Source organism: Ruegeria sp. BHSC223, assembly GCF_059613025.1.
This window is the reverse complement of the sequence record NZ_JBXWRR010000004.1, coordinates 1-13,163: the sequence shown is the minus strand read 5'-3', so window position 1 is coordinate 13,163 and position 13,163 is coordinate 1. Positions and strand designations below refer to the sequence as shown.

12 protein-coding genes and 1 rRNA gene are annotated in these 13,163 nt (G+C 62.5%); 9 read left to right on the top strand and 4 right to left on the bottom strand.

Going from position 1 to position 13,163, the window contains the following annotated elements; genetic code table 11:
- Nucleotides 1-72: 72 nt before the first annotated feature.
- Nucleotides 73-585, bottom strand: coding sequence for a MarR family winged helix-turn-helix transcriptional regulator (locus AC2FNY_RS09130; protein WP_234164923.1), 513 nt, complete (start codon nucleotides 583-585; stop codon nucleotides 73-75).
- Between the two features lie 106 nt (nucleotides 586-691).
- On the opposite strand from AC2FNY_RS09130, the gene AC2FNY_RS09125 reads away from it, so the two are divergent.
- A complete protein-coding gene (locus AC2FNY_RS09125) occupies nucleotides 692-1,870 on the top strand; it encodes a cytochrome P450 (RefSeq protein WP_496802254.1) in 1,179 nt (392 codons plus the stop codon).
- Here AC2FNY_RS09125 and AC2FNY_RS09120 read toward each other — a convergent pair whose 3' ends face one another.
- On the bottom strand, nucleotides 1,871-3,049 hold the full coding sequence (locus AC2FNY_RS09120; protein WP_496802253.1) for a CAP domain-containing protein: 1,179 nt from the start codon (nucleotides 3,047-3,049) through the stop codon (nucleotides 1,871-1,873).
- A gap of 344 nt (nucleotides 3,050-3,393) precedes the next feature.
- On the opposite strand from AC2FNY_RS09120, the gene AC2FNY_RS09115 reads away from it, so the two are divergent.
- A complete protein-coding gene (locus AC2FNY_RS09115) occupies nucleotides 3,394-4,395 on the top strand; it encodes a DMT family transporter (protein ID WP_496802252.1) in 1,002 nt (333 codons plus the stop codon).
- Here the strand turns inward: AC2FNY_RS09115 and AC2FNY_RS09110 are convergent.
- Both AC2FNY_RS09110 and rpsU read right to left on the bottom strand, forming a co-directional pair.
- Nucleotides 4,379-5,650 carry an adenylate/guanylate cyclase domain-containing protein gene (locus tag AC2FNY_RS09110; protein ID WP_496802251.1) on the bottom strand — a complete coding sequence of 424 codons (1,272 nt, stop codon included), beginning with the start codon at nucleotides 5,648-5,650 and terminating at the stop codon, nucleotides 4,379-4,381. The genes AC2FNY_RS09115 and AC2FNY_RS09110 overlap by 17 nt on opposite strands.
- 214 nt (nucleotides 5,651-5,864) lie before the next feature.
- Nucleotides 5,865-6,071 (bottom strand): 30S ribosomal protein S21, encoded by a 207-nt coding sequence (gene rpsU / locus AC2FNY_RS09105; protein ID WP_008207378.1) that lies wholly within the window; start codon nucleotides 6,069-6,071, stop codon nucleotides 5,865-5,867.
- A gap of 109 nt (nucleotides 6,072-6,180) precedes the next feature.
- Here rpsU and AC2FNY_RS09100 point away from each other — a divergent pair, with 109 nt between their 5' ends.
- The 7 genes from AC2FNY_RS09100 to AC2FNY_RS09070 form a co-directional block, all read left to right on the top strand.
- Nucleotides 6,181-6,861: a COQ9 family protein gene (locus AC2FNY_RS09100; protein WP_496802250.1), complete on the top strand. Its 681-nt coding sequence runs from the start codon at nucleotides 6,181-6,183 to the stop codon at nucleotides 6,859-6,861.
- 76 nt (nucleotides 6,862-6,937) lie between these two features.
- Nucleotides 6,938-7,921: an NAD(P)H-quinone oxidoreductase gene (locus AC2FNY_RS09095; protein WP_234178033.1), complete on the top strand. Its 984-nt coding sequence runs from the start codon at nucleotides 6,938-6,940 to the stop codon at nucleotides 7,919-7,921.
- A gap of 69 nt (nucleotides 7,922-7,990) precedes the next feature.
- Entirely contained in the window at nucleotides 7,991-8,974 is a 984-nt protein-coding gene (locus AC2FNY_RS09090; RefSeq protein WP_496802249.1) for a quinone oxidoreductase family protein, read from the top strand.
- Nucleotides 8,975-9,026: 52 nt separating this feature from the next.
- Nucleotides 9,027-9,455, top strand: a complete 429-nt coding sequence (locus AC2FNY_RS09085) for an Lrp/AsnC family transcriptional regulator (protein WP_234140441.1) — start codon at nucleotides 9,027-9,029, stop codon at nucleotides 9,453-9,455.
- A gap of 115 nt (nucleotides 9,456-9,570) precedes the next feature.
- Nucleotides 9,571-10,677: a saccharopine dehydrogenase family protein gene (locus AC2FNY_RS09080; protein ID WP_496802248.1), complete on the top strand. Its 1,107-nt coding sequence runs from the start codon at nucleotides 9,571-9,573 to the stop codon at nucleotides 10,675-10,677.
- A 3-nt stretch (nucleotides 10,678-10,680) separates the two neighbouring features.
- Entirely contained in the window at nucleotides 10,681-12,195 is a 1,515-nt protein-coding gene (amaB, locus tag AC2FNY_RS09075) for an L-piperidine-6-carboxylate dehydrogenase (RefSeq protein ID WP_496802247.1), read from the top strand.
- A 694-nt stretch (nucleotides 12,196-12,889) separates the two neighbouring features.
- Nucleotides 12,890-13,163, top strand: a 16S ribosomal RNA gene (locus AC2FNY_RS09070); the annotation flags it as partial.

Genomic DNA, 13,163 nt, shown 5'->3' with positions numbered 1-13,163 from the left:
AGGGGGCTCTGCCCCCCGCGCCTGCGGCGCTCCCCCCGGAGTATTTTGAGCGAAATGAAGAGGCGGGCGCGTTTAGGGGTCGGTGGCGCCCAGCGTTTCGATATTGTCGAGGATGCGCCGCAGATAGGTGGTGAGCGCGTCGACCTCCTCTGGCGTGAAGCCGTCGAGCAGGCGGCGCTGGCGCTCCAGCGCGCTGTCGAGGATACGGCCATGCATCCGGCGCCCAGCCTCGGTCAGGGTCCAGTGGCGGCGCCGTTCGTCGCCGTCTCGGGCCGCCGCCAGCCCCAGCGTTTCCAGACGTCGCAAAGAGCGGCTCACTGCCGCCTTGTCGATGCCGATGGTGCGCGCGGCATGCGAGACCGAGCTGTCCGGCTCGCGCGTCAGCATCACCAGCATGCGCCAGTCCATCGCGCCGATGCCGAATTCGGACTGGTAATGCCGCGCTGCCGCTCGAGTGAACCGGTTACCGGCAAAGGTGAGCAGGACCGTGGGCGAGCGGGTAAAACTGAGCGTTGCGGCGGCGGGGCCATCCGCCGTTCCGTCGGGGTGGACAAGGAACAGGTCGTCGGAAAGGTCGGTGGTCATGGGCTCCTGATCCTGATGCCGTTGCACCGTAATGCGTTTGTGTTGACACGACAACAGGCTCTGCGCAGAGTGATCATATGTTGACATGACAACAGGGAGTCGCGCCATGTCGGATGCACCCGTCTACGAGATCGACCCGGGCGCCTTCTGGGCCGATCCCTATCCCGATCTGAAACGGATGCGGGCCGAGGCGCCCATCGCCTATGTGCCGCAACTGGGCGCAACGCTGATTACCCGGCGCGATGACATTTTCGAGCAGGAGAAGCGGGTCGAGGTGTTCTCCTCGGACCAGCCGCAGGGGCTGATGACCGTGCTGATGGGCCAGAACATGATGCGCAAGGATGGCGCGGCGCATATGGCCGAGCGCAAGGCGATCTTTCCCACGGTCTCGCCCAAGACGGTGAAACAGGTATGGACCGCGCAGTTCCGCGCTGCCACCGAGCGGGTTCTGGATGATCTGGCCCCGCGCGGCGCCTGCGACCTGGTGCGCGACTATGCCATGCCGGTCTCGGCCGAGGCGCTCAAGGTGATCACCGGGCTGACCAACATGACCGCCGCCGAGATGGATCGGGTCAGTCAGGGCATGATCGACGGCTGCGCCAATTACGCGGGTGATCCAGCGGTCGAGGCGCGCTGTCACGACTGCACCGCCTCGATCGACGCCCATATCGACGCGATGATCCCGGTGCTGGATGCCGCCCCGGACCATTCGCTGCTCTCGGTCCAGCGCCGCGCGGGCCTCAGCGACGCGCAGACCCGCGCCAATATCAAGCTGGCCATATCCGGCGGCCAGAACGAGCCGCGCGATGCCATCGCCGGCACCGCCTGGGCGGTGCTCAGCCACCCGGAGGCGCTGGCCCGGCTGCGGTCGGGCGCGGTGGCCTGGCTGCGCGCGTTCGAGGAATATGCCCGCTGGATATCGCCCATCGGCATGTCGCCGCGCCGGGTGGCACAGCGCGCCACGGTACAGGGTGTGACACTGGAGCCCGAGGACCGGGTGTTTTTGATGTTCGGATCGGGCAATCGCGACGAAAGCGTTTTCACCAATCCAGACCGCTTCGACCTGGATCAGGATATTGCTGCGGCGATCTCTTTTGGCGCCGGGCCGCATTTCTGCGCCGGGGCCTGGGCATCAAAAGCGCTGATCGGAGAAGTGGCGCTGCCGCTCCTCTTCAAGCGGTTTCCGGGCCTCGCACTGGATGGCGAGGCCCGGTTCGGCGGCTGGGCCTTCCGAGGTCCGATCACGGTGCCGGTTCGCTGGGAACCGGCACCGCGGGAGGATTGATCAGAACAGGAAGTCCTGCGCGTCCAGCATGTCCATCTGGACACCGCACAGGGTCAGGCTGTTGCCCGCCGCATCGGTGATCACCGCATCACCATCCACCTCGGTCAGGTGGTTAGCCCTGAGATCATCGAAATCGGCGATACCATCGGCCTTGCCCAGATCGATCTGATCGGCTTGCCCCCTCGCGCCGAAATCGCGTGCAACATCCTTGCCGGTCGAGAAGTGGAAGGTATCCGCCCCTGCGCCGCCCAGCATGTGGTCGTCGCCTTCGCCGCCATCGATCACGTCCTTGCCGCGACCACCGGCTATGAAGTCATCTCCCTTGCCACCGGCGAGCATGTCCTTGCCCCGGCCGCCAAAGAGCATGTCATCGCCGTCACCCCCAGCAAGCTTGTCCTTGCCGTGGCCACCGATCATGATGTCATCGCCCGCATCACCCCAGAAGATGTCCATGCCGCGACTACCGATCATGATATCGTTGCCGCCATTGCCACGGGCCTGTCCGCCGGCCTTATCGGCAATGATCAAATCCGGCCCATCGCCCCCGTCGCAAGCGTTTCCGGGTTCCGGCGTCGGCTCGGGTTCCGGCGTCGGCTCGGGCTCCGGCGCCGGCTCGGGCGTCGGCGCCGGCTCGGGCGTCGGCTCCGGCTCGGGTGTCGGCGCCGGCTCGGGCGTCGGCTCCGGCTCGGGTGTCGGCTCCGGCTCAGGTGTCGGTTCAGGCGTCGGCTCGGGCGCGGGCGTCGGCGCACCTGTATCCAATTCCACCTCGGCATCGGTACGCGCGAAATTCTGAGTCACCATGACAGCGTCATAGCCTTCGAATTCACCGCGCTCGATGCCAATCCCCACCAGTGTCACATCGGGATTCAGGATGTTGGCCCGATGTCCCGGGCTGTTCATCAGCGATTCGTGCAGGTTCTTCACATCATCCGACAGGCCCGGCGCGCCGCGCTCGCTCTGCCAGGCGATATTCTCGGCCCAGATCGAGTTGCCTTCGAACTTGAAACCGGTCTTTTCGATACGATCCCCCGGCGAGCTGCCATTGACGCCGGTATGCGAGAACACATCACGGTCCAGCATCCACTGGCTGTGATCCTCGGAAGCGTCGTTGAGCTTGAGTTCGAGCTGGACGGGGTTCAATCCCCGCGATGTCCGCTCGTTATTGATAAGTTCCAGCATTTCTCTTTCGAGAGTACTTGCCTGTGACATGGTCAAAAGTCCTGTTGCTGTGTTGAGTGGCTACGTCTTGGCGCAGGAGCGCGCGGCGGCATAGACGGACAGCTTCCAAGGGGGATTCGCGGCGCCGCCTTGCCAGAGGATGCCGATCCGCTGCGCGGGAAGGTGCACGGCCAACACCCCGTATCCGGCCCCGGCGGAGCGTCGCGCGCGCACGACCCTGTGTTCGGCAGAAAACCGGCTCCGGCGGCCAGGACGGGGCCGGTTCGCGACCCTCCTGTCGCCCCGCGACAAGACCGGCGATTCGATCTGGGGCGTGATGACGGTAGCCTCAGGAGACATGCACGATGACCGCCGCCGATCCGAATCTCTCCGCGGGGGCGGACCAGCCCGAGGGCGCGACCACGCTGAGAGGTATCCTGTTCCTGCTGCTCGCCACCACGATCTTTCCGATCCAGGACGTGATCATCAAGAGCCTCAGCAACGATTTCGCAGTGCATCAGATCGTGTTCTGGCGCTCGGTCTTTGCCCTGCCGGTTGCGCTTGCGATGGCCCGTTACGAAGGCGCGCTCTGGCCACTCAAGATCGGGTCGTGGCCGTTGCAACTGACCCGTGCGGTGGCGGCGTTTTCCTCCTATCTCGTCTATTACATGGCGCTGGCCGCCATCGGTCTGGCCGAGACCGCCGCCATTACCTTCTCCACCCCCATCTTTGTCACCCTGTTGGCGGCGGTGTTCCTGGGCGAGCGGATCGGCATCTGGCGCTGGCTGGCGGTGCTTCTCGGCATGGCGGGGGTGCTGGTGATCGTGCAACCGGGGGCGGCGGTGTTCGAACCGGCAGCCCTGCTGGCACTGGCGGCGGCTCTGTTCTATGCCGTCTCGATCATCGCCACCCGGCGACTGGGCAACCGCACCAATGGTGGCACCATGACGCTGGTGACCCTGCTGGTCTATATCGTCGGCGGCACCGTGCTGGGGCTGGTGTTCTCGGGACTCGAGACTGCCTCGCCGCACCCGAGCCTTGCCTTCCTCTACCGCGACTGGATCGCACCCGCGCCGATGGACTGGCTGGCGCTGGCGGCACTTGGCGTGACCTCGGGCATCGGCTTCTTCGCGCTCAGCCAGGCCTATCGCATGGCCGAGGCCAGCGTCGTCACCCCGTTCGAATACACCTACCTGCCCTGGGCGGTGCTATGGGGCTATGTGGTGTTCGGGGTGCTGCCGCTGATGTCCACCTGGATCGGGCTCTTGCTGATCGTTGGCTCGGGCCTTCTGATCCTGTTCCGCGAGACGATGCGCGGTCGCCGCATCGTCCGTCGGCGCGGCCTCGGCGTCATGCGTCAGCGATAGGCGCCCCGCGCGCGGTCAGCCACCAGGTCTCCAGCCTGCCGATCCCCTTGATCTCGACCGCCCCGCGCGGTTCGAAGTCATAGGCGTCCTTCAGCGCCTCACGCGCGGCGGCGGTGACCTGGATACGGCCAGGCTGGCCGTGGCTTTCCATCCGGCTGGCGGTGTTTACGGTGTCGCCCCAGACGTCGTAGAACAGCTTCTGGTGCCCGATCACGCCCGCGACCACGGGGCCAGCGTGCAGGCCGATGCGTATCTCGATCGCCTCGCCGATCTCGTCCGATAGGGCGCGCAGGGCGGCGAGCATGTCGAACGCCATTTCGGCCACCCGATGAACGGGGCAGTCGACCGGCTGGGGCAGACCGGCAGCGACCATGTAGGCGTCGCCGATGGTCTTGATCTTTTCCAGCCCGTGCTTGGTGGCCAATTCGTCGAAGGTCGAGAAGATACGGTTGAGAAAGCTCACCAGCTCCTCGGGTGCCATCCGGGCCGAGCGCGGGGTGAAATCGACGATATCGGCAAACAGGATCGCGGTGTGGTCGAGGCTGTCGGCGATGGTCTGGTCGGGGGCGTCCTTGAGCCGGGCGGCGATCTCTGTGGGGAGCAGGTTGTAGAGCAGGGCCTCGGAGCGGGCGTGTTCGGCTTCGAGGGCGTCTTCGGCGCGTTCGGCGCGGGAAAAGGCTAGATACCCAATCAACAGTAACAACACAGCGGTCCATGCCGAGGCTGCAAATAGCATCACACTCGAAAACAGCGGGTCTTTTGCTTCTTCTAGAATTGGTTCTCTTGCAAAAAACAACGCAATCTGAATGCAGAAAATCGAAATAATCGTTGCCACAAAAATGAGGGCAATGCGACGCGGGCCCAAGAGCGGAAGCAAAATCATCGGAGCAGTGAATATATAGAGGTGCATGCCGGTTCCAGAACCCAGAAGAAAGGTCTGAAAGCTGAACAAGCCGGTAAGAGCCGAGGTGAAGAAGATCGTAAATAGCGGAACATTCAAATAGAGAAAGAATGGCAACAGGAAAAAAAGAAGAAGGATAAGTGTCGAGATAGCAATCGGAGGCCACGGCAGTTTCGTCAAAGCGACGAATCCCAACACGTGTAGAAATGATGCAAATGAAGCAAACATCATGGTCGCGTTGCACATAAAACGTTGCCGTTTCTCGCGCTCGCCGTGCCCACTTAGGCCATAGTCCAGATACCACGCCAGCCAGCGCGGCAATCGCGATGTGAACTCGGGTTGAACCTCCGCCAAATCCGGCGCCTCCTTGATCGAATGCGCCCAGCCTAGCCCAATCTCGCGCGGCGCGTCAGGTCTTTTGCACCAGAGACGACGCGGCAAGAGCGGCTGAAATGTGATGCCGGGGCCCGTACAAAACGGTCAAAACCCCAAAAAACGACAAACCCCCGAGGCCGGGCCACGGGGGTCGTCAAATAGTGTCATCCAAAGCTGGACGAGAGCGAATGCCTTAGAGCATGCCTTCGCGCTGGGCTTTCTTGCGTGCCAGTTTACGGGCACGGCGGATCGCTTCAGCCTTCTCGCGCGCTTTTTTCTCGGACGGCTTCTCGAAATGTTGCTTGAGCTTCATCTCGCGGAAGACACCCTCACGCTGCAGCTTTTTCTTCAGGGCACGAAGCGCCTGATCGACGTTGTTGTCGCGAACACTAACCTGCATGTGGTTTTCACCACCTTTCTAAGTTGAGTTGCAAGGATTTGCAGGAGCCCGCCGTATAGCAAAGCGGGACCAAGTTGTCTAGATAGGGATCAGAACAAGGAGATCACCCATGTCCCTGACCTATGAAGAGGCCCGGAACCGCCTGCTGGATGCGGCGCTGGCCCATGTCGCCTTTGACGGCTGGACCGAGGAAACCTTTCGTGCGGCGGTCGCCGATGCCGGGCTGGACATGGATTTCGCCCGCGCCATCTGCCCGCGTGGGGCGGTCGATCTGGCGCTGGCCTATCATGCGCGGGGCGATGCGGCGATGCTGGAGCGGTTGGCCTCCGAAGATCTTTCGGACCTCCGATTCCGCGATCGGATTGCGACGGCGGTGCGGTTCCGGCTTGAGGCGGTCGAGGACAAAGAGGCGGTGCGCCGTGGTGTGACCCTCTTTGCCCTGCCCGCCCATGCGGGCGAAGGGGCAAAGGCGATCTGGCAGACCTGCGATGCGATCTGGACCGCCTTGGGCGATACCTCGGACGACGTGAACTGGTATACCAAACGTGCAACGCTATCGGCGGTCTATTCGGCGACCGTGCTCTATTGGTTGGGGGATGAGAGCCCGGCGCACGAGGCGACTTGGGAATTCCTCGACCGGCGCATCGACAATGTGATGCAGTTCGAAAAGTTTAAGGCGGATGTGCAGAAGAACCCGCTGTTGAAACCGTTTCTGGCTGGTCCCAACTGGTTGGCCTCGCAGATGCGGGCGCCACGGGCCAAGGATGATCTGCCCGGCTCGCTGGGCTGACGCGCGAAGAACGCCCGCAAGCGCTTGATGAGCGCACGGCCGCGATGATTGCAAATAGCAAACTACAGGAGTTTCCATGTCCCAGCAGATGCGTGCGGTTGAAATCAGCAAGCCCGGCGGGCCCGAGGTTCTGCAGCTGACCCAGCGCCCGCGGCCCGAACCGGGCCATGGCCAGGTGCTGATCAAGGTCGCCTATGCCGGCGTGAACCGGCCCGACGCGTTGCAGCGGGCCGGGGCCTATGATCCGCCACCCGGTGCCAGCGACCTGCCCGGGCTGGAATGTTCGGGCGAGGTGATCGCCGTGGGTCCCGGCGCCGAAGATGTCGCCGTGGGCGACAAGGTCTGCGCGCTGCTGCCCGGCGGTGGCTATGCCGACTATGTGGTCACGCCCGCCGCCCATTGCCTGCCGGTGCCGCAAGGCATGGCCCTGCGCGAGGCGGCCTGCCTGCCCGAGACCTATTTCACCGTCTGGTCCAATGTGTTTACCCGTGGCGGGCTCAAGGCGGGCGAGCGGTTTCTGGTGCATGGCGGGTCCAGCGGGATCGGCACGACCGCGATTCAGCTGGCACATGCCTTTGGCGCGCGGGTCTTTGCCACGGCCGGATCGGATGACAAATGCCGCGCCTGCCTGGACCTGGGTGCCGAGCGGGCAATCAATTATCGCGACGAGGACTTCGTCAAGGTGATGCGGGCCGAGGGTGGCGCCGATCTGATCCTCGACATGGTGGGCGGCGATTATATTCCTCGCAATGTCAAGGCGTTGGCCGAGGATGGACGGCTGGTGCAGATCGCTTTCCTTCAGGGGCCTGTGGTCGAGCTGAACTTTGCCCTGATGATGGTCAAGCGGCTGACCCTGACCGGCAGCACATTGCGTCCGCAAAGCGATCTGGCCAAGGCGGATATCGCCCGCGACCTGCGCGAGGCGGTCTGGCCGCTGCTTGACGCGGGGCGGGTTGCACCGGTCATGGACAGCGAGTTCGACCTGAGCGAGGCCGCCGCCGCCCATGCGCGGATGGAAAGTTCGGGCCATATCGGCAAGATCGTTCTCAAGGTCGCCTGAAACCCCGCCCGTCCGGCTTGTCCCGGCGGGCGCGCCTGCTAGGGTTATTCCGAACGAGGGAGGACCCAGATGAGCGAGACGGCAAAAACCGTGGTGATCGAGGCCTTTGGCGGCCCCGAGGTTCTGCAATTGCGTGACCTGCCCGTGGGGGATCCGGGGCCGGGAGAATTGCGTATCCGGCATCATGCCTGCGGGCTGAACTTTATCGACGTCTATCAGCGCACGGGGCTATATCCCTTGGCGCTTCCCCATGCGCTAGGGATGGAGGCGGCCGGTGTGGTCGAGGCGGTGGGCGAGGGGGTCACTCATCTGAAACCGGGCGACCGGGCCGCTTATGCCGCCACCCCTCCGGGGGCCTATACCGAGGCGCGGGTGATGCCGGCGGCGCAGGTCTGCCCGCTGCCTGACGAGATCTCCTTCGATCAGGCGGCCGCGATGATGCTCAAGGGGTTGACGGTCGACTACCTCTTCCATCGCACCACGCCTTTGTCGCGGGGCGATACCGTGCTGTTCCATGCGGCGGCGGGCGGCGTTGGCCTGATCGCCTGCCAATGGGCCAAATCCGAAGGCATCACCCTGATCGGCACAGCGGGCAGCGACGAGAAATGCGCGCTGGCCAAGGCGCATGGCGCGACGCATGTCATCAATTACCGGACCGAGAATTTCACCGATCGGGTACGAGAGCTGACCGATGGCAAGGGTGTCGACGTGGTGATGGATTCGATCGGCGCGGACACGTTCGAAGGGTCGCTGGACTGCCTCAAGCCACTGGGCATGATGATTTCCTTTGGCAATGCCTCGGGGCCGGTGCCGCCAATCAGCATTGGTATCCTTGGTCAAAAGGGCAGTCTGAAGATCACCCGCCCGACGCTCTTTACCCATATTGCCGACCATGCCGCCTGTCAGGCGATGGCGCGGCGTCTGTTTGGCAAGGTGACGGGCGGCGAGGTCAAGATCCGGATCGACCAGCGTTTCCCGCTGGATCGGGTGGCCGATGCCCATCGCGCACTTGAAGCGCGCCAGACCACCGGCAGCACCATTCTGGAACTGTAAGCCATACGTGATAATCCTTGCGCCGCCCCATCCGGCGGGGCAAGGAAGTGGCATGGATCAGCTTGACCGTCAGATCGTCGCGGCGCTGCAACACAATGCGCGCGAATCGACCACCAAGATCGCCGCGCGCCTGGGCGTGGCCCGCACCACCGTGCACGAACGCATCACCCGGATGGAGGCGCGCGGCGTGATCGCGGGCTATTCCGTGGTGCTGCGCGAACCCCAGGATGAAAGCAAGGTTCAGGTCGTCGTGCTGCTGGAAGTGCAGCAGAAAGAGACCACGCGCATCGTCAAGCGGCTCGAATCCTATCCCGAGATCAAACTCTGCCTGTCGATCAATGGCGAATACGACCTGCTGCTCTCGGCCGAGGCCCCCCGGATCGAGGATCTGGACATTCTGGTCGACGAAGTTGGGGCCATTCCCGGCATCTTGCGCACAAATACATTTGTGGTCTTTGGGCGGCGGATTGATCGAACCTGACATAATGTCAAGAAACCCGTCATAACAACGGATATCCGAGTCGTTTCGACACTCTGCTCCCTACAGATCGAACAGCCGCCACGCCATCCTGATGTCAGTATCAAGGAGACGTGCCATGCGCTGGAATATTTGTGTCGTCGGGGCCGGGAAGATCGGCCAGATGATCGCCGCTTTGCTCAAGACTTCATCCCATTATTCGGTCACCGTGGCCGATCATGATCTGGCCGCGCTGGCGGTGCTGAATCGGATGGGGGTTGCCACCAAACAGGTGGATGCCAAGGATGAGGCCGGGCTGGCCAAGGCGCTGGGCGGGTTCGATGCAGTGATTTCGGCCGCACCGTTCTTTCTGACGCCGGTCATCGCCAAGGCGGCCAAGGTCGCTGGCGCCCATTACTTCGACCTGACCGAGGATGTGGCCGCAACAAATGCGGTGCGCGCCCTGGCCGAGGACAGCCAGACCGCGTACATGCCGCAATGCGGATTGGCGCCGGGCTTTGTCGGCATCGCCGGGGCGGCGCTGGCGGCTGAATTCGACGAGATCGACAGCCTGCATATGAGGGTGGGGGCACTGCCGCTCTATCCGACCAACGCGCTGAAATACAATCTGACCTGGTCCACCGACGGTCTGATCAATGAATACTGCAACCCTTGCGATGCCATCGTGAATGGCCAGTTGGTCAAGACCGCGCCGCTGGAGGATTACGAGATCCTCGGCCATGACGGGGTGGAGTACGAATGCTTCAACACCTCGGGCGGGCTGGGCACGCTGCCCGAGACGCTGGACGGCAAGGCGCGCGCGGTCTCGTACCGCTCGATCCGCTATCCGGGTCACCGCGATATCCTGCGCCTGCTGCTGAACGATCTGGGTCTGGAGCGTCGCCGCGACCTGCTCAAGGACATTTTCGAAACGGCGCTGCCGCGCACCGATCAGGATGTGGTGCTGGTCTATTGCACCGCCAAGGGGCGGATCGGCGGCCAGCTGCGTGAAAAGAGCCTGATCAACAAGTCCTACTCTCGCGTCATCGACGGCCAGGTCTGGAGCGCGATCCAGATCACCACCGCCGCCGGTGTGCTGGGCGTGGTCGACCTGATGCGGACCGGAACGCTGCCCGCCAAGGGGTTTGTCCGGCAGGAACAGGTCAAGTTCGCCGATTTCCTCGAAACCGAATTCGGCCGCCTCTATCGGGCGGGCGATCTGACTGCACAGAACAAGGCTGCTTGAAACATGAAAGATATCGTCATGACTGCTGAAACCGTATTGCAGCAACTGGGCCTTGGTGCCGCCGATCTGACCGGGGGCAGCATCCGCGTCGCCTCTCCGATTGATGGCCGTGTTCTGGGCGAGGTGCACGAAACGCCGTTGTCCGAAATGGGAACGGTGCTGGACCGGGCCAAATCGGCCTTCAAGATCTGGCGCAGTGTACCTGCGCCGCGTCGGGGTGAGTTGATCCGCTTGCTGGGCGAAGAACTGCGCGCCTCGAAAGAGGCGCTGGGCGCGCTGGTCAGTTGGGAGGCGGGCAAGATCACCTCCGAAGGGTTGGGCGAAGTGCAGGAGATGATCGACATCTGCGATTTCGCCGTCGGCCTGTCGCGGCAGCTTTACGGGCTGACCATCGCATCCGAACGCCCCGGTCACCGGATGATGGAAACCTGGCATCCGGCCGGACCGGTCGGCGTGATCTCGGCCTTCAACTTTCCCGTTGCCGTCTGGTCCTGGAATGCAGCGCTGGCGATTGTCTGCGGCGATCCGGTGATCTGGAAACCCTCGGAAAAGACCCCGCTGACGGCGCTCGCCTGTCAGAAGATCTTTGACAGGGCGGTCGCACGGTTCGGCGACGCGCCCGAGGGGCTGTTGCAGACCCTGATCGGTGGGGCCGATCTGGGCAAGGCATTGGTCGAGAGCGAGGACGTGCCGATCATCTCGGCCACCGGTTCGACGCGCATGGGTCGTGCCGTGGCGCCCATTGTGGCGGCACGGTTCGGCAAGTGCATTCTGGAGCTGGGCGGCAACAATGCGATGATTGTTGGCCCCTCGGCCGATCTGGAAATGGCGGTTCGCGCCATCGTGTTCTCGGCGGTGGGAACCGCGGGTCAGCGCTGTACCACGCTGCGCCGCTTGATCGCGCATAACTCGATCAAGGACGAGTTGGTCGCGCGTTTGAAGAAGGCTTATGCAGGTTTGCCGATCGGCAACCCGCTGACCGAAGGCACGTTGATTGGGCCGCTGGTGGATGAGGCATCTGGCAACGCGATGACTGCGGCGCTGAAACTGGCCCAGGCTGAAGGCGGTGTTGTCTTTGGCGGCGCGCGTGTCACCGAGGGCATGCCTGCGGGTGGTGTCTACATGCAACCCGCGATCGTCGAAATGCCGGGACAGAGCGCCACCGTAAAGACCGAGACCTTTGCGCCGATCCTTTATGTGATGGGTTATGATAGTTTCGAAGAGGCGATTCATATCCAGAACGACGTCCCTCAGGGCCTCAGCTCTTGTGTATTCACACTGAACATGCGCGAAGCTGAGCAGTTCCTGTCGGCGGCGGGGTCGGATTGCGGCATTGCCAATGTGAACATCGGCCCCTCAGGGGCCGAAATCGGCGGAGCTTTCGGCGGTGAAAAGGAAACTGGTGGCGGTCGAGAGAGTGGCTCGGACGCGTGGAAAGCTTATATGCGCCGACAAACAAATACCGTGAACTATTCCGCTGACCTGCCGCTTGCTCAGGGCGTGAAGTTCGACATCTAATTCTGAATGACCCCGGCCCCGCCTAAGGGCGGGGCCGGGGAGCAGGCGGTCACGCTTCGCCGGTAGGATTGGCGAGGCCCCGAATAGCGGTTGCTTGGACTATTTCGAAACGGTGAGCCTGCAGCTACTCGTTCTCCTAGACTCGAAGGCCATAAAGTATAATTAAATCAGACATATAGATTGTTTTTCAATTTTTTTCTATTTTTGTATTTTTGTGCTTGCGACTCTTTTTGGTTGGGCCTAGAACCCCCTTCACCGGCGGCGCTGAGGTGCTGCGGACGGGTCGGAGAGACGGCCGGACACGCTGGAGAGACGGCGGCATTCGAGGAATGAGCGGGGCGGGCGCGCTGAGGGATTGGCGCATCGGTCTTGTTTTTGGCCTTCGGGTGTCAGTGCTGTTTGACATTGATGGATGACTGAAGAGATATGTGGGCGGTTTGGTTCGTTTCGACGGATTGAATGTCTGTATATCGCGCTCTTAGGGTTTATGCCCGATGATAGAGTGTCAGCTTCACTGTTTGGTGGTGCAACGTTTCTTTTGGAACGGATGTACATCAGACAGATGACTTTTGGTTGTATTCTTGGCTAGCCGGCCGAGGGTGTCGCTTAAACGTGCTCAAGTAGCCGGATAGGCGGTAGCGCAACCAAAGATGTGCAGAGGTTCGACTGTCATGGAATGCCGGTAACGGCATTTTAACTTGAGAGTTTGATCCTGGCTCAGAACGAACGCTGGCGGCAGGCCTAACACATGCAAGTCGAGCGCGCCCTTCGGGGTGAGCGGCGGACGGGTTAGTAACGCGTGGGAACGTACCCTTTGGTAGGGAATAGCCACTGGAAACGGTGAGTAATACCCTATAAGCCCTTCGGGGGAAAGATTTATCGCCAAAGGATCGGCCCGCGTTAGATTAGGTAGTTGGTGGGGTAATGGCCTACCAAGCCTACGATCTATAGCTGGTTTTAGAGGATGA